The 20,815-nt window shown below is 60.5% G+C and carries 16 protein-coding genes and 1 tRNA gene; 11 read left to right on the forward strand and 6 right to left on the reverse strand.

Annotated features, from left to right (window positions below; translation table 11 throughout):
* Positions 1-92 precede the first annotated feature (92 nt).
* Together queA and tgt are read left to right on the forward strand one after the other, a co-directional pair.
* Complete coding sequence (gene queA, locus C7477_RS14710) at positions 93-1,163, forward strand: tRNA preQ1(34) S-adenosylmethionine ribosyltransferase-isomerase QueA (protein WP_110753571.1); 1,071 nt, start codon at positions 93-95, stop codon at positions 1,161-1,163.
* Between the two features lie 202 nt (positions 1,164-1,365).
* A complete protein-coding gene (gene tgt / locus C7477_RS14715) occupies positions 1,366-2,505 on the forward strand; it encodes a tRNA guanosine(34) transglycosylase Tgt (protein ID WP_110753523.1) in 1,140 nt (379 codons plus the stop codon).
* Between the two features lie 145 nt (positions 2,506-2,650).
* Here tgt and C7477_RS14720 read toward each other — a convergent pair whose 3' ends face one another.
* Positions 2,651-3,196, reverse strand: a complete 546-nt coding sequence (locus tag C7477_RS14720) for a TetR/AcrR family transcriptional regulator (protein WP_110753525.1) — start codon at positions 3,194-3,196, stop codon at positions 2,651-2,653.
* 158 nt (positions 3,197-3,354) lie between these two features.
* Here C7477_RS14720 and C7477_RS14725 point away from each other — a divergent pair, with 158 nt between their 5' ends.
* The 4 genes from C7477_RS14725 (at position 3,355) to C7477_RS14740 (ending at position 8,993) form a co-directional block, all read left to right on the forward strand.
* Complete coding sequence (locus C7477_RS14725) at positions 3,355-4,506, forward strand: efflux RND transporter periplasmic adaptor subunit (RefSeq protein ID WP_110753527.1); 1,152 nt, start codon at positions 3,355-3,357, stop codon at positions 4,504-4,506.
* Positions 4,507-4,515: 9 nt separating this feature from the next.
* Positions 4,516-7,584 (forward strand): efflux RND transporter permease subunit, encoded by a 3,069-nt coding sequence (locus tag C7477_RS14730; protein ID WP_110753529.1) that lies wholly within the window; start codon positions 4,516-4,518, stop codon positions 7,582-7,584.
* A gap of 214 nt (positions 7,585-7,798) precedes the next feature.
* A complete protein-coding gene (locus C7477_RS14735; protein WP_110753531.1) occupies positions 7,799-8,791 on the forward strand; it encodes an LLM class flavin-dependent oxidoreductase in 993 nt (330 codons plus the stop codon).
* Between the two features lie 126 nt (positions 8,792-8,917).
* Positions 8,918-8,993, forward strand: a tRNA-Lys gene (locus tag C7477_RS14740).
* 24 nt (positions 8,994-9,017) lie between these two features.
* Here the strand turns inward: C7477_RS14740 and C7477_RS14745 are convergent.
* From C7477_RS14745 to mprF, 4 genes are all read right to left on the reverse strand, one after another.
* Complete coding sequence (locus C7477_RS14745) at positions 9,018-9,332, reverse strand: HigA family addiction module antitoxin (protein WP_110753533.1); 315 nt, start codon at positions 9,330-9,332, stop codon at positions 9,018-9,020.
* Between the two features lie 11 nt (positions 9,333-9,343).
* The gene (locus tag C7477_RS14750) at positions 9,344-9,625 is read right to left on the reverse strand and encodes a type II toxin-antitoxin system RelE/ParE family toxin (RefSeq protein ID WP_110753535.1); all 282 of its coding nucleotides are present in this window, start codon (positions 9,623-9,625) and stop codon (positions 9,344-9,346) included.
* A gap of 86 nt (positions 9,626-9,711) precedes the next feature.
* Positions 9,712-11,118: a virulence factor family protein gene (locus C7477_RS14755; protein ID WP_110753537.1), complete on the reverse strand. Its 1,407-nt coding sequence runs from the start codon at positions 11,116-11,118 to the stop codon at positions 9,712-9,714.
* A complete protein-coding gene (gene mprF, locus C7477_RS14760) occupies positions 11,115-13,706 on the reverse strand; it encodes a bifunctional lysylphosphatidylglycerol flippase/synthetase MprF (RefSeq protein ID WP_110753539.1) in 2,592 nt (863 codons plus the stop codon). The genes C7477_RS14755 and mprF overlap by 4 nt, the downstream gene beginning before the upstream one ends.
* A 226-nt stretch (positions 13,707-13,932) precedes the next feature.
* Between mprF and C7477_RS14765 the strand changes: the two genes are divergently transcribed.
* From C7477_RS14765 to C7477_RS14785, 5 genes are all read left to right on the forward strand, one after another.
* Positions 13,933-14,691 carry a cytochrome c biogenesis CcdA family protein gene (locus C7477_RS14765; RefSeq protein WP_110753541.1) on the forward strand — a complete coding sequence of 253 codons (759 nt, stop codon included), beginning with the start codon at positions 13,933-13,935 and terminating at the stop codon, positions 14,689-14,691.
* A gap of 78 nt (positions 14,692-14,769) precedes the next feature.
* Positions 14,770-16,134, forward strand: coding sequence for a bifunctional UDP-N-acetylglucosamine diphosphorylase/glucosamine-1-phosphate N-acetyltransferase GlmU (gene glmU / locus C7477_RS14770; RefSeq protein ID WP_110753543.1), 1,365 nt, complete (start codon positions 14,770-14,772; stop codon positions 16,132-16,134).
* A 103-nt stretch (positions 16,135-16,237) separates the two neighbouring features.
* Positions 16,238-18,061 carry a glutamine--fructose-6-phosphate transaminase (isomerizing) gene (gene glmS / locus C7477_RS14775; protein WP_110753545.1) on the forward strand — a complete coding sequence of 608 codons (1,824 nt, stop codon included), beginning with the start codon at positions 16,238-16,240 and terminating at the stop codon, positions 18,059-18,061.
* A gap of 67 nt (positions 18,062-18,128) precedes the next feature.
* Positions 18,129-18,326, forward strand: a complete 198-nt coding sequence (locus C7477_RS14780; RefSeq protein WP_110753547.1) for a type II toxin-antitoxin system VapB family antitoxin — start codon at positions 18,129-18,131, stop codon at positions 18,324-18,326.
* Positions 18,327-18,332: 6 nt separating this feature from the next.
* Entirely contained in the window at positions 18,333-18,701 is a 369-nt protein-coding gene (locus C7477_RS14785) for a type II toxin-antitoxin system VapC family toxin (protein WP_110753549.1), read from the forward strand.
* A 5-nt stretch (positions 18,702-18,706) separates the two neighbouring features.
* Here C7477_RS14785 and recG read toward each other — a convergent pair whose 3' ends face one another.
* A complete protein-coding gene (gene recG, locus C7477_RS14790; RefSeq protein WP_110753551.1) occupies positions 18,707-20,815 on the reverse strand; it encodes an ATP-dependent DNA helicase RecG in 2,109 nt (702 codons plus the stop codon).

Consider the following 20,815-nt stretch of genomic DNA (forward strand, 5'->3'; position numbering starts at 1 on the left):
GAACGTGTCAGCCAATCTCCCCCCTTGAGGGGGAGATGCCCGGCAGGGTAGAGGGGGGTGTTTGGCCTCGCACCATAGTTCAACGTCAATACATGCGCGTAGACCTGTTCGATTTCGATCTTCCTGAAGAGCTGATCGCGCTGCGGCCCGCCGAGCCGCGTGATTCCGCACGGCTTCTGCTAGTAAAGCCTGGCGAACCTTTCGCCGATAAGAGCGTCAGCGAACTCCCCGACCTCCTGAACCCCGGCGATGCCCTGGTCTTCAACGACACCAAGGTCATCCCGGCCCAACTCGAAGGCATCCGCGAGCGCGATGGCGTAACTGCCCATATCAGCGCCACCCTGCACATGCGCGTCGGACCCGACCGCTGGAAAGCATTTCTGCGGCCCGGAAAGCGCGTGAAAGAGGGTGAACGCATCTGCTTCGGTCATGATGGATCGAGTTGTTTCCTCGGCACGCTCGACGCCACCGTCGCTGAGAAGGGCGACGCCGGCGAGGCGCTGCTCGTCTTCGATATGAGTGGTGCCGCGCTGGATGAGGCTATCGCCGCTGTCGGCCATATTCCGCTGCCACCCTATATCGCCTCCAAGCGGCCGGAGGACCAGCGCGACCGGACTGATTATCAGACCGTCTATGCCCGCGAGGAGGGCGCGGTCGCCGCGCCCACCGCCGGGTTGCATTTCACGCCCCGGCTTCTCGAAAAGCTGAAGCAGAAGGGCATCGAGGAGCATTTCGTCACCCTGCATGTGGGGGCAGGGACCTTCCTGCCTGTCAAGGCGGACGATACCGCCGAGCATAAGATGCATGCCGAGATCGGCCATGTCTCCGAAGCGACCGCAAACGCACTCAACCGCGTGCGGGCCAATGGCGGGCGCATCGTCTGCGTCGGCACCACCTCGCTGCGCCTTCTCGAAAGCGCGGCAGACGAGGATGGCGTGATCCAGCCCTGGTCCGGCGCCACCGATATCTTCATCACGCCCGGCTATCGCTTCCGCGCGGTCGACATGCTGATGACCAATTTCCATCTTCCGCGCTCGACACTGTTCATGCTCGTCTCCGCCTTCAGCGGCATGGATACGATGCGCGCGGCTTATGAGCACGCCATCAGGGAAAATTACCGCTTCTATTCCTATGGCGACGCAAGCCTGCTATGGCGTGGCTAAAGCGAATTTGCCCCTCACCCTTACCCTTTCTCCGTGAATTACGGGGAGAGGGGGCCTCGACGCTGATGCTTTGTCCTCCTCCGTTCCTGCCAGGCACGACCGGGGAAGAATTGAGCGCCAACGCCAAACGCCTCCCTCTCCCCGCTTGCGGGGAGAGGGTAAGGGTGAGGGGCAAAAGGGCGTATGAACAGCATTGATGTAAATGAAAAACCCCAGCACAGACTTCCAATTCAAACTTCTCGCAACCGATGGCGCGGCGCGGCGCGGTGAAATCACCATGCCGCGCGGCACCGTCCGCACCCCCGCTTTTATGCCGGTGGGCACCGGCGGCACTGTCAAGGCGATGTATATGGACCAGGTCCGCGATCTGGGCTCCGATATCATCCTCGGCAACACCTATCATTTGATGCTGCGCCCCGGCGCGGAGCGCGTCGCGCGGCTTGGCGGACTGCATGATTTCGCCCGCTGGCCGGGACCGATCCTGACCGATTCCGGCGGCTTTCAGGTCATGTCGCTGGCGCAACTGCGCAAGCTCAATGAAAACGGCGTGACGTTCCAGTCGCATATCGATGGCCGCGCCTATGAAATGACGCCCGAGCGCTCCATCGAAATCCAGGGTCTTCTCGATTCCGATATCCAGATGCAGCTCGACGAATGCGTGGCCCTGCCGGGGCAGGAACGCGATATCGAGCGGGCGATGGAGCTTTCGCTGCGCTGGGCGGAGCGCTGCAAGACGGCCTTTGGCGACCAGCCCGGCAAGGCGATGTTCGGCATCGTGCAAGGCGGCGATATCCCACGCTTGCGAGAACGTTCGGCGACCGCGCTGAAGGCGATGGACTTGAAGGGCTATTCAGTCGGCGGCCTCGCGGTGGGCGAGCCGCAGGCGGTGATGCTGGAGATGCTGGATGTGGTCTGCCCGGTCCTGCCCGCTGAAAAACCGCGCTATCTCATGGGCGTCGGCACACCGGACGATATCTTGAAATCCGTGGCGCGCGGCATCGACATGTTCGATTGCGTCATGCCCACCCGCGCCGGCCGCCACGGCCTCGCCTTCACCCGCCACGGCAAGATCAACCTGCGCAACGCCCGCCACGCGGAGGACCACCGCCCGCTGGACGAGGAATCCGACTGCCCCGCCGCCCGCGACTACAGCCGCGCCTATCTGCATCACCTGATAAAGTCAGGCGAATTCCTGGGCGCCATGCTGCTCACCTGGAACAACCTCGCCTATTACCAGAAGCTGATGCAGGGCTGCCGGGACGCGATCGAAGCGGGACGATACGCGGATTTTGTCGCGCAGACGCAGGTGGGATGGGAGAAGGGGGATATCGCTCCGCTATGATCCCTGGCCGTCATTCTCGGGCTTGTCCCGAGAATCTACGACGGAGCGTTCAATATGTGCGGTAACCGCTTTCCTTCGTATGGCAGATTCTCGGGACAAGCCCGAGAATGACGGTAGGACAAGGTATGTCATCTTGCCAGTCCTGCTACTCGCTCCCCAGCAGCCCCGCCAAACGCGCCATCACCATCTCCCTTTCGGCATCGGTCAAAATGTCGCAGTCGAGAAGCTGCATGCTGCGCATCCCCTCGATGGTCAGGAAAGTGATGAGAGCCGTTGCCGGATCGTTTGATTTGGCCTGCATCCGGTCGAGCAACTGCCTGTTGTAACGGCGGATCGGCTTGATGAAGTCCGGGTTCTCGGCAATCGCCGCGAGGACGCCCGACGGCGGCGGCTCTTTGTGGCGTGATTCGCTGCGAAAAACCTCGAGGAAAGCCTCCGCGACACCGTTTGATGCGCCATTTCGCTTTTCTTCTTCAGCATGCAGCGCCGCTTCATGTTCCTTCAGGTGCTCCTCGACAACTGCCTCGAGAAGCTTGGCCTTGGTCGGAAAACGATAGAGCAAACCGCCTTTTGAGAGACCCGCGCGGGCGGCGACGGCATCGAGGGAGAGATGAGCGGGACCAACTTCCTTGGCAAGCGCCGTTGCTGCCTGTAGAATTCTTTCACGCGACGACAAACTTTTACCGGACATACAGAACTTTCATGATAAGCGCGCGGTTGACAATACCGTCCGGACGGTACAGTTAATCGCGCTTGAAATTCAAGCCAAATCGGATGCCCTTGGCATGACGTCTTCGCCATGGCAGGCATTCGACTAAATTTTTACGCCTCTGCTGGAGCTCCGCACCGATGGCCTTCCTTCGCCGCCTTCTCCCCTATGTGCTTCTCCTGCTCGTCCTTGCTATTTGCGGCGGGCTCATCTGGTTCAACTTTTTCAAGGAACAGATGATCAAGGATTACTTCGCCACCATGAAGCAGCCGCCGCAGACGGTTTCCACGATCACGGTCAAGCCATCGAAATGGGACCCATATCTGGAGGCAATCGGCACCATGAATGCCTCCGAAGGGGTGGATCTGACCGTTCAGGTGGCGGGCATCGTCAAGAACATCAATTTCAAGGCGAACCAGCGGATCAAGCAGGGGGCGGTTCTCGTTCAGCTCGATGATAATATCGAGCAGGCGGACCTGGCTTCCGCGCAAGCCGACGCTGCCTTGAAGGAGATCAATTTCCAGCGCGCGCAGACCTTGCGCACGCAGGGCGTTGGTGCCGTGCAGGCCGTCGACACCACGCGGGCCGAGGCCGAGTCGGCGCAGGCGACCGTGGCGAAGCTGCAGGCAACGCTCGATCAGAAACGCTTGACGGCTCCATTCTCGGGCACGATCGGTATCCCCCGGATCGATCTCGGACAATATCTGACGCCCGGCAACGTCGTCGCGACCTTGCAGAACCTCGATACGATGCGCGTGGATTTCACCGTTCCCGAGCAATCGCTTGGACAGTTGCAGATCGGCCAGGCGGTCAGCGTCAACCTCTCGGAAGATAATGCCGTCTTCAACGGCAAGATCACCGGCATCGATCCGAAGATAGATCCCTCGACACGGCTCGTTTCCGTGCGCGCCGAGGTGGTTAACCCCGATCGCAAGCTTAATCCCGGCCAGTTCGTGCAGGTCCGCGTCAAGCTGCCGGAAGAAGACAACATCATCGCGCTGCCGCAGACGGCGGTCACCGCCAGCCTTTACGGCGATTACGTCTATGCCGTGCGTGAAGCCCAGTCCAAGGAAGGGCAGCCGGCGCAAAAGACTGATGATGGCAAGCCGGCGCTGACGCTTGCGCAGGTCTTCGTCAAGCTCGGTCGCCAGTCCCATGGACGGATCGAAGTCACCAGCGGTCTGAAGGATGGCGATATCATCGTGGACGCCGGCCAGAACCGCCTTAGCGCGGGAATGCCTGTTGTCATCGATAACACCGTCAATCCTTCCGACGCCTTGAAACAGCAGTAGGGCGACGCCATGAGCTTTTCGGACATTTTCATTCGTCGTCCCGTGCTTGCCACGGTGGTCGCCCTGATGATCATTCTTCTGGGCGCGCTGGGCATCGCCAATCTTTCGGTTCGCGAATATCCGAAGGTCGATGAGACGGTTATCACCATCACCACGGCCTATCCGGGCGCCAACGCGGACCTTATCCAGGGGTTCATCTCGTCCCCCATCGCGCAGGCGGTGGCGACGACCGAGAACATCGATTATGTGACCTCCTCCAGCGCTCCGTCCACCAGCACCGTCAGCGTGCATATGCGGCTTGGCGCCAATCCGGACGCGGCCTTGACCGAGGTTATCTCCAAGGTCAACCAGGTGCGCGGTGAACTGCCGGAGGAGGCCAAGGACCCGGTCATTATCAAGGGAACGGGCCAGAGCTTCGCGACCATGTATCTGGCCGCGCAGAATCCCAACATGACGAGCGAGCAGATCACCGAATATCTCGACCGGGTGATCAAGCCGCGCCTGTCGACGGTTCCTGGTGTGGCCGAGGCGCAGATTCTGGGCGGCCAGACCTATTCGATGCGTGTGTGGCTCAATCCTGTCCAGCTTGCCGCGCGCAACATCACAGCTGCGGAGGTCCTGGGTGCCATCAATGCCTCGAACTTCCTTTCGGCTCCCGGCAAGACGAAGAACCAGTTCGTCAGTACTTCGATCCTGCTGAAGTCCACGCTGCAGACGCCCGAAGCGTTCGGCAACATGGTGGTCAAGTCCGACGGCGACAACATCGTGCGCCTGCGCGATGTCGCCAAGGTCGAGCTTGCCGCCGAAAGCACCGATACCATCGTCCGGTTCAACGGCAAGGACGGCACCTTCCTCGGCATCATGCCGACGCCTGGCGCCAACCCCATCGACGTGGCGGCCGCGGTTCGCAAGGAGCTGCCGAATATTCAGTCGACGCTGCCGGAAGGCATGTCTCTCGTCGTCGTCTATGACGCGACCGAGCAGATCAGTTCCTCTATCCATGAGGTGTTCACGACCATCGGCGAAGCCGTCGCCATCGTCGTCATCGTCATCATCCTGTTCCTGGGCTCGTTCCGCTCGGTCATCATTCCGATCGTGACAATCCCGATTTCGCTCATCGGCGTCTGTTTCTTCCTTTATGCGCTGGGTTATTCGATCAATCTTCTCTCGCTGCTCGCGATGGTGCTCGCCATCGGCCTCGTGGTCGACGATGCCATCGTGGTGCTGGAGAATATTCACCGGCACATAGAGGAGGGGCTCAAGCCCATCGATGCGGCCATAAAGGGGATGCGGGAAATCACCGGCCCGATCATCGCCATGACGATCACGCTCGCCGCCGTGTTCGCGCCGCTGGGCTTCACCGGCGGACTGACGGGTTCGCTCTTCCGCGAATTCGCCTTCACGCTGGCCGGCGCTGTCATCATCTCCGGTGTCGCGGCGTTGACGATCTCGCCGATGATGTGCTCGCGCATGTTGTCCCATGGCAACGCCACGCGCTTCCAGAAGTTCATCGACCGCACCTTCGGACGGTTCGAGGGCTGGTATGCGCGCCGCGTCGAGGGTTCGCTGAACTATCGTCCCATCACGCTTTTGATGGTTTTCGCGCTCATCGGTGTAACGGGCTTCCTCTTCACGCACACATCGAGCGAACTGGCGCCGGAAGAGGATTCGGGCGCGCTCTTCGCCCAGATCCAGGGTCCGCAATACGCGACCTCGCAATATATGAAGCTCTATTCCGACCAGATGGACAATCTGACCAAGGATATTCCGGAGCTGCGTGCGCGCTTCCAGATCGTCGGCATGGATGGGGGCACCAATTCCGGCATCGCGCTCTGGGCGTTCAAGGATTGGTCGCAGCGCCAGAAGTCGCAGAAGCAGTTGCAGGCGGAAATCACCCAGCGGCTCTCGAAACTGGCGGGCGTGCAGGCATTCGCCTTTGCGCTGCCTTCGCTGCCGGGCGCCGGCGGCGGCTTGCCGATCTCGGTCGTGATCCAGTCGACCGGGCCGTCCGATCAGGTCTACGAGATGGCCGAAAAGATCAAGAACGAGGCGCAGGCTTCCGGCCAGTTCATTTTCGTGCAGAACTCGCTTTCGTACAACTCGCCGGAGACGACGATTACCATCGACCGTGACCGCGCGGCGGCGCTGGGCGTCAAGGTCAGCGATATCGGCCAGACGCTCGGGCTTCTGACCGGCGGTGCGTCGGTGGCCAAGTTCGATCGCGATTCCAACAGCTATGACATCATCACCCAGGTGCCGGATCAGTTCCGTGCCAATCCGGATCGTCTGGGCGACTTCTACGTACGTAGCGCCTCGGGCCAGATGATACCGCTGAACTCGGTCATCAAGATTTCCGAGAACGCGGCGCCCGGCGCGATCGAGCAGTTCAACCAGCTGAACTCCGCCACGATCTCCGCCCTGCCGATGCCCAACGTGACCTCGGGTACCGGATTGGCGACGATCGTCGACCTTGCCAAGAAGACCCTGCCGGAAGGCTATTTCATCGACTATTCCGGCCAGTCCCGGCTGGAGGCCACGCAGGGAAATACGATCCTCGTCGCCTTCATCCTCGCCGTCGTCGTCATCTATCTCGTGCTGGCGGCGCAGTTCGAAAGCTTCCGCGATCCGTTCATCATCATGATGTCGGTTCCGCTGTCGATCTTCGGCGCCATCGTTCCGCTCAATCTGGGTCTGGGTACGCTCAATATCTATACGCAGGTCGGGCTGATCACGCTGGTGGGGCTTATCACCAAGCACGGCATTCTCATGGTCGAGTTCGCCAACCAGCAGCGCGAGCTGCATGGCATGTCCAGGCGTGAGGCGATCGTCGAGGCGGCCAAGACCCGTCTGCGCCCGATCCTGATGACCACCGCCGCCATGGCGCTGGGCGTCGTGCCGCTGATCATCGCCACCGGCGCGGGCGCCGCGGCGCGTTACTCGATGGGCCTCGTGATCTTCACCGGCATTCTGGTCGGAACGATCTTCACGCTCTTCGTAGTGCCGATGTTCTACACCTACATCTCCAAGAAGGAGGGGCTGGCGGAAGAGATCGGCGAGGCGAGCCCCGCGCATCACTAAAACTTGCATTTACGAAAAATGAGAACGCCGGTTATCCCAGATAACCGGCGTTTTCTTTGCGCATGATTCCGAAAAGTTGCAGACTTTTCGGATCAAATCATGCGGTAGAAATTTGCGCATGATTCCGAAAAGTTGCAGACTTTTCGGACAAGATCATGCGGCGGAAATAAGTATTTGCGATTCGTGGGGTATATTCCCCACCTGAGGGGACCACATGAGCAGCATTCCGCTTTCCGTACTGGATCTTTCACCCGTTCCCGAGGGCGGCGACGTGGCGCAGTCGCTGCACAATTCGCTCGATCTGGCCCGCCATGCCGAGCGCCTGGGCTTCAAACGCATCTGGTTCGCCGAACATCACGGGATGCCCGGCATCGCCAGTGCAGCCACCTCGGTGGTGATCGGTTACGTCGCTGAGGGCACCTCGACCATTCGCGTCGGGGCAGGCGGCATCATGCTGCCCAATCACGCGCCGCTTCTGATCGCCGAGCAGTTCGGCACGCTTGCAGCGCTCTATCCGGGCCGAATCGATCTGGGCCTCGGACGCGCACCCGGCACTGATCAACTAACAGCCAGAGCTTTGCGCCGCAATTTGAGCGGCGATGCAGACTCATTCCCGCAAGATGTCGCGGAACTCCTGTATTATTTCCATCCGGCGGAGCCCGGCCAGCGTATACGCGCAGTGCCGGGGGAGGGTCTCACCGTGCCGGTCTGGATCCTGGGATCGAGCCTCTTCGGCGCGCAACTCGCCGCCATGCTGGGGCTGCCCTATGCGTTCGCCTCGCATTTCGCTCCCGCCGAGATGGAACAGGCGATAGAGCTTTATCGCGCCCGGTTCGAGCCATCGGAATATCTGGACAAGCCCCATGTGATGCTGGGCGTGAACGTCTTTGCCGCCGAAACCGACGCGCAGGCAAAGCTGCTTTTCAGCTCCCTGCAGCAGGCCTTCGTCAATCTGCGCATGGGCCGGCCGGGATTATTACCGCCGCCGGTCGAGAACTATGAAGAGGGACTGGATGACACAGCCCGCGCGCTGCTCAAGCATGCGCTTTCCTGCTCCTTCGTCGGGTCGCCGCAAACGGTGAAGGAAGGCATGGAGGCATTCATCGCCCGGACCAAGCCCGATGAACTGATGGTCACGGCGCAGATTTTCGACCACGCCGCCCGCATCCGCTCGTTCGAGATATTGGCTGGCGTTATCGGGTTATGATCGGGCGCGGCGGCATCCCATGGAAATCCTATGGATTTTCGCGTAAAACGCTACAGAATGCTGTTGACCCAAGCGGCCCTCGCCCTTATGTTCCGCCCACTTCTCGGGGATGGTTTGCCCCCATGGGAGCGCGTAGCTCAGCCGGTAGAGCAACTGACTTTTAATCAGTAGGTCCAGGGTTCGAATCCCTGCGCGCTCACCAATAAAATCAAATAGTTAGGAAATTCTAGGCTGTTTTTGCGAGGCCGCTTGCCTCGAATTCATGAATCGCCGCAAGCTCGCCCTCAATAGCCGCTGCCTTATTTTTAAGATCATAGCTTGCCTGCATGTTCATCCAGAACTCAGGCGTGGTGCGAAAAAACTTGGCAAGGCGTAGCGCTGTATCGGGGGTAACAGCGGTTTGTTCGGTTGCGAGCCGTTCGATACGCGTACGAGGGACATTCAGACATTTTGCCAGCGCACCGGCGCTCATGCCCAAAGGGGATAGATATTCTTCCCGAAGAATTTCGCCGGGATGCACGGGAGGGAGTATGCTGGTCATGACTTCTCCTTTTAGTGGTAGTCGACAATCTCGACCTGCTCGGCACCACCGTCCGTCCAGATGAAGCAGATGCGCCACTGGTCATTGATGCGAATGGAATGCTGGCCTGTGCGGTCTCCCTTGAGCGCCTCGAGCCGGTTTCCGGCAGGGGAGCGAAGGTCATCCAAAATAACTGCATTCTCAATCATGGTAAGCTTGCGAATGGTCTGTCTCAGCAAATCCGCCGGGAAGCCTTTGGGGGATTTACCCCTCGCAACAGCTTCTGTTTTGGCGTCTTTGTAAGACCTGATCACTGCTCGCTCCCCTTTAAATGTATCATAGCATGACACATTTAAAAATCAAGCGGCGCGTATCGCATCATGATACGTATGGCAAAACGTCACTTGCCCGAAGCATCTCCTGCTTGCCCTGCCGCCTGGTTCTGCAATTTCTGCAGCAGCGCTTCGGCGATTGTTTCGTAATCATTGTTGAAATGGTGGCCACCCGGCATCTTCATCTTTTCCATGGCGGAAAGTGTCGGCTCCGTGCAGACCGTATCATCCTCTTCCTCGCCATAGACGCAGACGACCCGGTCGAGCGGAAGAGCAGCGATTGATGGGGCGGTCTTGTGAGTGCCGTCCATTCCAAGCCAGCCCCCAATCGACACCTGAAACTTAGTGGTCGTCGAGGCGCCCAGCAGGGCGATCATTCGGGTCCGGTTCTGAATCGCCGGATCGAGATATTGCCAGGCGAAGGGAAATGTATCGGCGCCGAAGGAATAGCCGAAAATGGCAATGGGAAGCTTCCCGCTGGGATCGGCTTTCTTCAGTATGGCGTCAGTGTCCTCGGCGATTTCCTGCGGCGTGCGCTCCGTCCAGAAATAGCGCAGCGAATCGACGCCTACCACATGGACGCCGTGGTTGCTCAGCCATTCGCCGATGGATTCGTCGATGTCGCGCCAGCCTCCGTCGCCCGAAAAGAACACCGCGACATAGTCAGCCTTTCCCTTTGCGGGAAGATCGGTGATGGGCAGCTCTGCGGTGGCAGCGTCCTTTGCTGCCATGGCCGCCACGGCATCGGCCGCCATGTTGAGGCGTACGGTCGGGTCTTCGGCCTTTTGCAGAACGGCGATATGGTTCTTCCGCGCCTCCGCCGGATCATTGGCCGGTCCCGCTTGGCTGATAAGCGTCACGGGCGTGGGCAGCGTCGCGTTAAGCGCATAAGCAAAGCCGCCGCTGGGCGCGGCCGTCGCCTTTGCTCCCTCACAGGAGGGAACCCTGGTCTGCAGCGCATCCGCCGGGTCGAGTCCGACCGCGCCCGCGAGTGTCGCATCCGGCGCGTCGGCAGCGGCGGCATAGGCAAGCGTCGCGCCCTGGCCGATGCCGGTAATGACGGGATGGAAATAGCCGCCCAGATCCAGCGCCCGCTGCGCCTCCTTGGATATCCCCTCGAAATCGGAATTGAGATAGATGCACTCGCCGTCACCCTTGTTTAGCTCGGTGCGCCACTTGTTCAGATCAACCGGCAGCACGATCAGGCCGCGCGCGAGCAGCGCATTCGCGAAAGCGCGTTCCCGGTTATTCATCCCGCCCGCATCGGAAACAAGAACGGTGAGGCCGGTCGGAATATCCGCAGGCATCAGCACCGGGATGTCTTTCAGCCGCTCCGCGCTGACATGGGTGACGATGTCCGTGCCGGTAAAACGCGCCCAATAGCGCGATAGCGTTGCGCTGTTCCAAAAGCCGGCAGCGGCGATGGCCAGCGCCAGGGCCACTGCCGGAATGATGAGAAGCGAGCGTTTGTTCATTTGCGGATAAACTCCAATGGACTGCCATTGATCAGCGTCGTCACGTCAACCAGCACGCGCGGCGTGTCCAGCCCCCCGGGGCAAATCAGATAATGCGGTGACCAGATCGGATCGAACTTTTCCTTGAAGGCTTTCAGCCCGCCGAAATGATAAAGGTCCGCGCCGCGACGATAGAGGAACGAGCCGAAGCGGTTCCAGCGGGAGGCGAGCGGGCTGTGGGACAGGCCGGAGAGGGGGGCCGCGCCGAGATTGAACCAGCGAAAACCTTCTGCCTTCGCCTGCATCAGCAGCTTGGCGAACAGGGCGTCCATCATGATCTTCGATATGTTGGGTAGGTAACGCATCATATCAACCGTGTATTCGTGTTTGTTCGCGCTTCGCCATATGTTGGCGAAGGCGACGATCGCGCCATCCTTCTTCATGACCGCAATATCGAAGCGCGACAGGAACTCGGGGTTGAAGAACCCGAGGGAAAAGCGCTTTTCATTGCCCGCTTTGTGGGTGAGCCATGCATCGGAAACGCGCTTCAGCTCTGGCATCAGCGCTGGAACCTGGGCCGCAGGAACAATCTCGAAGACGAGGCCGTCCTTGTCAGCGCGCCGGTCGGCATAGCGGAATGGCTGGCGGGCAGGGCCTTCCAGCGAAAATTTCCGAAGATCGACGCGCGCGACCTCGCCAAGCTTCAGCGCCACAAGCCCCATGTCGAGAAACAGCGGCAGGCTCTGCGGCCCGACACCATAAAACACGGTCCGGAGCGCCATCCGGTCCGCCAGCGCATGGAACGACCAGGCAAGCTCTTCCGCAACCTGTTTGTTGCCGGCCGGCTCGCCAAGCGCGATGAGGCTGCCGCCGGATTGCGCATACATGATGAAACCGCGATTGCCGGGGTCTATCAGGAACTGCTTGTCGCCCAGCAGCGCCAAAGCGGTCTCTGCATTGGGGGACGTTTTGACCAGTTTGGGGATGACTTCGGGAATCGCGGAATTCCGTTTCGACCGACGTACGCCTCGGCGATTGACGGCGGTATGGAGGCAAACCGCGAAGAGGACGGCGAACACCAGCACCGTTGTGCGCAGGAAGCGCGGCGCACTGGCGTTCCATGCGAAATCCCACCACAGGCTGTTGGAATATTCGACATGGCGATAGACGAAGAAGCCGAGCCATGTGGAGATGAGCACCGTGGTGCCGACGCTGGCGAGCCAGTTCCAAGTGAGTTCGAACGGCCCGGTGATGGGACGCCGGTAGAAGGAATCGCGAAATACCCACAAAATGCCGGCGCAGGCGCAGAGGATTGTCGCTTCCTCCCAGTCGAGCCCCTTGGTTAGCGAGAATGCCGCCCCCGCCAGAAAAAGGACCATGGCCGCGACCCAGGCCCGCGCCAGCCGTTTGGCAAGGCCGCGCGCGACGATGAGCAGCGCTACGCCGACGAAGCTCGCCGCCAGATGCGACAGATTGACAAAAATCACCGGCAGTATTTCCGACAGGATTTCGAGACGATAGTGCAGGCCGGGCGTGACACCCGAAATGAGCAGGACGATGCCGCCCATGAACGTCACGCTCGCTGAAAGGCCGGGAATGATCGGCTCGATCAGCCGCGCGGCGAAACGCGCCTGCTTGCTCAGTTGCTGGCGGCGGCGGAGGGCCTCCCATATCAACAGCCCGGCGGTGGCGGTAAGGAGCGGCGCGACGGTATAGATCAGCCGGTAGACCACCAGCGCGGCAAGGGCTTGCGGATTCCCGCCAAGCCCCAGCCCTGCGATAATGGTCGCCTCAAACGCGCCAAGACCTCCCGGCGCATGGCTGGCGGCGCCCAGGATGACGGCAAGGGCATAGACGAGCGCAAAGACGGCGAAGCTGTGCACCACCCCCTCCGGCATCAGCACATAGAGCGTGGCCGCCGCCGCCGTCACATCGCCGAGACCGGCGGCGATCTGGATGAGCGCGCCGCGCGAGGTCGGAAGCTTGAGCGTGAACTGGCCGATCTGGAGTGCGCGGTCGCCCTTCGAGAGCCAGTATATCAGCCAGCCGATCGCGCCCAGCAGCGCAACGCCCGCGACAAGATCGAAGCGTGGATCGATGGTCGAAAGCCACGGAATGTCGGCCGGGTCGATCAGCAAAGCCGCGCCGATCATGATGATGAAGGCGAACCAGATGGCGAACCATGAGGTGCCGACTATGCGGCCGATATCGACCAGATTGATGCCCTCGGCGGCATAGATACGGTAGCGCAGCGCCCCGCCTGTCAGAAGCGAGAACCCAAGCGCATTGGAAATGGCATAGCCCGCCGCGCCGGCAATGGCCGCGAGCCAGTGCGGTATGCGCCCCGGCGCGATGGTATGGACCGCCACCACGTCATAAAGTGCGATCGCCATATAGCTCAAACAGGTGAAGATCAGCGCCAGCCCGATGGCATGCAGCGGCGTATCCCTGATCGCCGCCAGCGTTTCGGCCTTCGAAGTGTGCCGAAGCAGGCTCTCCAGCACCACAAGCGCCAGCAGCGCAATGGCAATGCCGGCGAGCGGCATGGCGATAGGCTGGAATTTCCTCAAGCGGCGCCAGATACCGGAAGGCGCATTGACAGATTTCATTGCCGCTTCCTCAAAATGAGCCGAATGTTGAGGCGAACTTGTGGTGGAAATGAGGATAGCGCATAGAGAATTAAAACAAACACTTAGAGCAGATGCTTGATTCTCTTTCCTTGCTTATGAAAAACGGCGGCCTGGCGAGGCGAGGGTGGATGAGGGTCGCAAAACCCGACGCGGCGGTTTCTAACGAAAGCGAAATGTTCTAGAACCAACCGAACTTTACAGCCTGATGGAGAATAAGGTGGCGCTCGACGTTTCTTATCTGACGGCCACCGGCGCGGGTGCTCTTTCGTTCCTCTCGCCTTGCGTGCTGCCGCTCGTTCCGCCTTATCTATGCTACATGGCGGGCGTTTCGGTTGATGATTTTCGCGCTGAGGGTTTGAACGCCGCCGATGTTTCGCGCCGCCGCGCACTGTTCGCCGCGTCCTTTGCGTTTGTGCTTGGCTTCACTACGGTCTTCGTCGCGCTGGGGGCGGGGGCCTCGTCTATCGGCGCGGTTTTGCGCGCCTGGCAGCAGGAAATCGCCATTATCGCCGGCCTCGCCATCATTGTCATGGGCCTGAATTTCCTGGGGCTTTTCCGGCTATCCATTCTCTCGCGCGAGGCCCGCTTTCAGGCGCGAAGCGCCCCAGCCACTCCTGTGGGGGCGTACATCATGGGCCTCGCCTTCGCCTTCGGCTGGACGCCCTGCATTGGCCCGGTGCTGGGCCCGATCCTGACACTTGCGGGTGCGAAAAGCACGGTGGGCGAGGGCGCGGCGCTGCTAGCTACTTACTCGCTCGGATTAGGCATCCCCTTCATTGTCGCGGCGCTATTCTCCGGCGCATTCATGCGTTTTCTTGCCAAGTTTAGAGTGCATCTGGGCAAGGTCGAGAAAATCATGGGCGGCCTTCTCGTCGCCGCCGGGCTGTTGTTCCTCACCGGGGGAATGCAGTCCTTCTCCTTCTGGCTTCTGGAAACGTTTCCCGCGCTCGGACGGCTCGGGTAAATTATTTATATGCTTTTCTGATTAAGGTGGGGGCCTTATAAAACCCCGCTCTTTCGTTCTCATCGGAATATTCATCTCATGACCAGCCGAACCTGTCTTTCGATCATCCTTGCCGCCGGCGAGGGAACGCGGATGAAATCCGCCCTGCCCAAGGTGCTGCATGAGATAGCGGGCCTGCCGCTTGTATGCCATGTCGCCAAGGCGGTTCGCGGCGCTGGCGATTGCGATATCGCGCTGGTCGTTGGCCGTGGCGCGGAGGAGGTAAAAACGGCGGTGGATCGGGTTTCTCCGAATGTTGCAGCCTTCGAACAGAAGGAACGGCTCGGCACCGCCCATGCCGTTCTTGCCGCGCGCGAAGCGATCACACGGGGTTATGATGACCTGCTGATCGTTTTCGGCGACACGCCGCTGATCGAAGATCGCGCCCTGATCGAGGCTCGCGGCAAGCTGGCGCAAGGCTTCGACATCGTTGTGATGGGCTTCCGCCCCGCCGATCCCACCGGCTATGGCCGGCTGATCGAGGCGAACGGAAATCTCATCGCGATACGTGAGGAAAAAGACGCAAGCGATTCCGAAAAAAGCATAAATTTCTGCAATGGTGGCCTGATGGCTGTGAGCGGAAAGCATGCGCTGGCGCTGCTCGACAAAATCCGTAACGACAATGCCAAGGGTGAGTTCTATCTCACCGATATCGTCGAGATCGCGCATGTTCAGGGGCTGCGGGTGACGGCGGTGGACGTGCCGGTGGACAATGTCATTGGCATCAACACGCGTGTCGAATTGGCGGAGGCCGAAGCCATCTGGCAGCAGCGCAAACGCCGCGCGGCGATGCTGGCGGGCGTCACTCTGATCGCGCCGGAAACTGTGTTCTTCGCGCATGACACGCTGGTGGAAGCGGATAGTCTCATCGAGCCCAACGTCTTCTTCGGCCCCGGCGCGCATATCGCCTCCGGCGCGGTGATCCACGCATTCAGCCATATCGAGGGCGCATATGTTGGCCCGAACGCGGAGATAGGCCCGTTCGCGCGGCTGCGGCCCGGCGCTGATCTGGGGGAGAAGGCGAAGGTTGGCAATTTTTGCGAGGTCAAGAACGCGACCGTCGCCAAGGGTGCGAAGATCAACCACCTCTCCTATATCGGCGACGCATCCATCGGCGCGGGAGCAAATATCGGCGCGGGCACCATCACCTGCAACTATGATGGCTATAACAAGTGGACGACCGAGATCGGCGAGGGGGCTTTCATTGGCTCCAACACATCGCTGGTTGCTCCGGTTGTCGTGGGCGGGAATGCCTATGTCGCATCCGGCAGCGTAATCACGGAAAATGTGCCGGCTGACGCGCTCGCCTTTGGCCGCGCCAAGCAGGTCACGAAGGAAGGCCGCGCGACCATTCTGCGGGAGCGGAATGCGGCTACGAAGGCTGCGAAAAAAGCGGCAAAGTAGCCATTTCAATCCGCAACCTATTGTGAATATCCGGCGCGGCAATCACGGGCTACATCCGGCAAAACCGGCTAAATTTTAGATTCTTCGGGAAGGAAACGCGTGCATGTGTGGCATTATCGGGATTGTCGGCGTGAGCTCCGTCGCACCGCGTCTGGTCGATGCGTTGAAGCGGCTTGAATATCGCGGCTATGATTCAGCCGGCGTCGCAATATTGGAAGACGGCGCTCTGACGCGTCGTCGCGCCGAAGGCAAGCTAGTCAATCTCGAAAAGCGGCTGGTTGCGGAACCAATGGCGGGAACGATCGGCATCGGCCACACGCGCTGGGCTACCCACGGCGCCCCGACCGAGCGCAACGCGCATCCTCACGCCACGGCTAGGCTCGCCGTCGTGCACAACGGCATCATCGAGAATTTCGCCGAGCTGCGCACCGATCTGGAAGCCGACGGTTATCGCTTCGAGAGCGACACCGACACGGAAGCCGTGGCGCAACTGGTGACGCGCGCGCTGGACCACGGCCGGACGCCGGTGGAGGCCGTGCGCGAAAGCTTGCCGAAGCTTAAAGGCGCATTTGCGCTGGCTATCCTGTTCGCCGGCGAGAACAATCTTCTCGTCGCCGCCCGCAAAGGTTCGCCGCTTGCCATCGGTCACGGCGAGGGCGAGATGTTTCTGGGTTCCGATGCTATCGCGCTTGCGCCTTTCACCGATACCGTGAGTTATCTCGACGAAGGCGATTGGGCGGTTCTAACGCGCGAGAGCGTCACCATTTACGACGAAAATGGCGCCCAAGTTACCCGCGCGGCTCAAAAATCCGCCGGCGCGGCTTTTCTGGTGAGCAAGGGCAATCACCGCCATTTCATGGAAAAGGAAATCCACGAGCAGCCGGAAGTCATCTCCCATACGCTCGCGCATTATCTGGATTTCACGCGGGGCCGCGTCAGGTCGGAAAACGTGCCCGTAGATTTCGCCAGGATTGATCGGCTGGCGATCTCCGCCTGCGGCACGGCGTTCTATGCCGCGTCCATCGGCAAATACTGGTTCGAGCAGATCGCGCGTCTGCCGGTCGATATCGATATCGCCTCGGAATTCCGTTATCGCGAAATGCCTCTGTCGAAGGACACGCTGGCGCTGTTCGTTTCGCAATCGGGCGAAACCGCCGATACGCTCGCTTCGCTACGCTATTGCAAAAGCCAAGGCCTGAAGATCGCTTCCATCGTCAATGTGAAGGAATCGACCATCGCGCGGGAATCGGATGTCATCTTCCCGACGCTGGCCGGCCCGGAAGTCGGCGTGGCCTCCACCAAAGCCTTCACCTGCCAGCTTGCCGTCCTCGCCGCGCTCGCCATCGCCGCCGGCAAAGCGCGCGGCACGATTGATGAAAAGGAAGAACAGCGCCTCGTCCGCCATTTGTCGGAAATCCCGCGTTTCGCAAACGAGGTCCTGCGCTTGTCTCCGCAGATCGAGGCGGTCTGCCGCGAACTGATGCTGGTCAAGCACGCACTTTACCTGGGCCGCGGCACGAGCTTTCCGCTCGCCATGGAGGGCGCACTGAAGTTGAAGGAAATCTCCTACATCCACGCCGAAGGCTATGCGGCGGGCGAATTGAAACATGGGCCGATCGCGCTGATAGACGATACGATGCCCGTCATCGTCATCGCTCCGCACGATAAGCTCTATGAGAAGACCGTCTCCAATATGCAGGAAGTCGCGGCGCGTGGTGGACGCATCATCCTCATCACCGACGCGAGGGGAGCGAAGGAGACGGGCATCAAGACGCTCGACACCATTGTCTTGCCTGACATGCCCGATATCATCGCACCGCTGATCTACGCGCTGCCGGTACAGATGCTCGCCTATTACACCGCCGTGTTTATGGGTACCGATGTGGACCAGCCGCGCAATCTGGCGAAGTCGGTGACGGTGGAGTAGTGACTCCGAAGGAGTAGTATTTGTCGCTCCTCAATGATAGGCTTGGGCTCTGGAAATAGGTGCTCCCATGCGTACAACTCTTGCCTTGGATGACGCCTTGGTTGCCAAGGCAAAGGCCATAACCGGTCTGGAAGAGAAATCCGCGCTTGTTGAAGAAGCGCTGAAGGCTTTGATCGAGCGGGAAAGCGCGCGGCAACTCGCCAAGCTTGGGGGTACCGAGCCGGATGTGGTCGCGCCACCGCGACGCCGCTTTTCGCCCCAATAGTTCGCTATGCTTCTGGTGGACACGTCGGTCTGGATAGATCATTTCCGCAAAGAAGATGCCAACCTGCTTCATCATCTGAGGAATTGGAATGTATTGGTGCATCCCTTTGTCCTCGGTGAATTAGCTCTCGGGCATTTCCGCCAGCGAATTCTTGTTCTTGATAGGCTTCGTGGCCTACAAAAGATTACGGTGTCGCCTGACGAAGAGGTGGTACAGCTGATTGAAGACCAATCCTTCTACGGACTTGGCATTGGTTATGTGGATGTCCATTTGCTTGCAGCTGCTCGTATGTTGCCAGGCACGTTGGTATGGACTCGCGATAAGCGGTTAGCGGCGGCTGCCTCAAAACTACAATTGAACGCAAATCTGCCGTAGGATTTTCACCCCGCCCGCAACAACCTCACCGCTTCATCTCGCCCAAACAAATACAGCAATATCCGCAACGCCGCGCCGCGTTCGCTGGCGAGATCGGGGTCGCGCTCCAGTATCAACCGCGCGTCCTTGCGGGCGATTTCCAAGAGATCCCCATGCGCTTCGATGGATGCCAGCCGGAAGCCGGGGGTTCCCGATTGGCGCGTACCGAGCAACTCGCCTTCGCCGCGCAGTTTCAAATCTTCCTCGGCAATACGGAAGCCGTCCTCGGTTTCGCGCATCACTTGTAGCCGCGCGCGGGAAATCTCCCCAAGCGGCCTCTTGTAAAGCAGCAGGCAGGTTGAGGGCTTGTCGCCTCGTCCCACGCGCCCGCGCAACTGGTGAAGTTGCGCCAGGCCGAAGCGTTCGGCATGTTCGATGACGATGACGGTGGCATCGGGCACATCGACGCCCACCTCGATGACGGTTGTCGCGATGAGGATACGCGTTTCGCCGCTCTTGAAGGCGCGCATCGCTTCGTCCTTCTCCGCGCCGCTCATCCGTCCATGGATAAGGCCGATCTGCTTGCCGAAAATGGGCTGCAGCGACTGGAAGCGCTCTTCCGCCGATGTCAGTTCGACATGCTCCGATTCTTCCACCAGCGGGCAGATCCAGTAGATCTTCTGGCCTTCGGCGATTGCCGCGCGCATCCGCTCGACCAGTTCGTCCATGCGCTCCATCGGGATGGTGGCCGTGGTGATGGGGCGACGCCCGGCGGGCTTCTCGGTGAGTTTCGACACATCCATATCGCCAAAGGCCGTCAGAACCAGCGTGCGCGGAATGGGCGTAGCGGTCATGACGAGCATATCCGGCGCAGTGCCCTTGGCCGTCAGTTGCAGGCGCTGGTGCACGCCGAAACGGTGCTGCTCGTCGATGATGGTGAGCACCAGATCGTGGTATTCGACTTTTTCCTGAAACAGCGCATGGGTGCCGATGATGATATGGATCGCGCCGCTTTTGAGATCGTCGAGGATTTGCTGGCGCTCTCGGCCTTTTTCGCGCCCGGTGAGAAGCGCCGCCTTGAGCCCTGCCTTGTCCGCGATGGGCGCGATGGTGGCATAATGCTGGCGCGCCAGCACCTCCGTCGGCGCCATCAGCGCCGATTGGCTTCCCGCTTCCGCCGCGTGCGCCATGGCAAGCAGGCCCACCACCGTCTTGCCAGAGCCGACATCGCCCTGCAGTAGCCGCAGCATCCGTTCCGGCTGTTTCAAATCGGCGATGATGTCGGCGACCGCCTTCTGCTGGCTGCCGGTCAGGGAATAGGGCAGCGCCTCGAGCACTTGTCCCGCCAGATTCCCATCGCCGTCGAGCTGCCTACCGGCCAGTTTGCGCGTTTTCGCCCGCACCAGTGCAAGCGCAAGCTGGCCGGCGAGGAATTCGTCATAGGCGAGCCTGCGCCGCGCGGAGCTTTCCGGCGCGATATCGGCGGGGTCTTCCGGCTGGTGGAGGGTTTTGAGCGCTTGCTCGAAACTGGGGAATTGTTCACGCGCCAGAAGCGTCTGGTCGATCCATTCAGGCAGTGGCGGGATGCGCGTCAGGGCCTCGCGTATGGCGCGGGTGAGCGTCTTCGGCGAAAGCCCCGCCGTCAGTGGATAGACCGGCTCGACCAGCGGCAGCGATGCCGCATCCTCGACGCTGGCGATATGGTCGGGATGCACCATGGAGGCGCGGCCGTTGAACCATTCCATCCGGCCGGAGACGATGATCGTTTCTCCCACGGGCATGGCTTTCTCCAGCCATGGCTGCTGCGCATGGAAAAAGACGAGAGCGATCTCGCCCGTCTCGTCATGGGCAAAGACCCGATGCGGGACATTGCCGCGTCCCTTCGGCGCGGGCTGATGCCGGTCGATGCGCACTTCCAGCGTCACGATAGCGCCTTCCTGCGCAAAGGCGATGCCGGGACGGTTGCGCCTGTCGATGATGCTGTGCGGTGGCAGGAACAGGAGTTGGCCGATGCGCGGCTCCGCGCCGGGGCCCTCGGCACCAAGCAGCTTTGCCAGGAGGGTCGTCACCTTCGGGCCGATGCCGGAAAGCGATTGAACCGAGGCGAAAAAGGGATCGAGCAAAGACGGGCGCAT

This window comes from Paramesorhizobium leguminum, from assembly GCF_003217235.1.
Classification (GTDB): domain Bacteria; phylum Pseudomonadota; class Alphaproteobacteria; order Rhizobiales; family Rhizobiaceae; genus Paramesorhizobium; species Paramesorhizobium leguminum.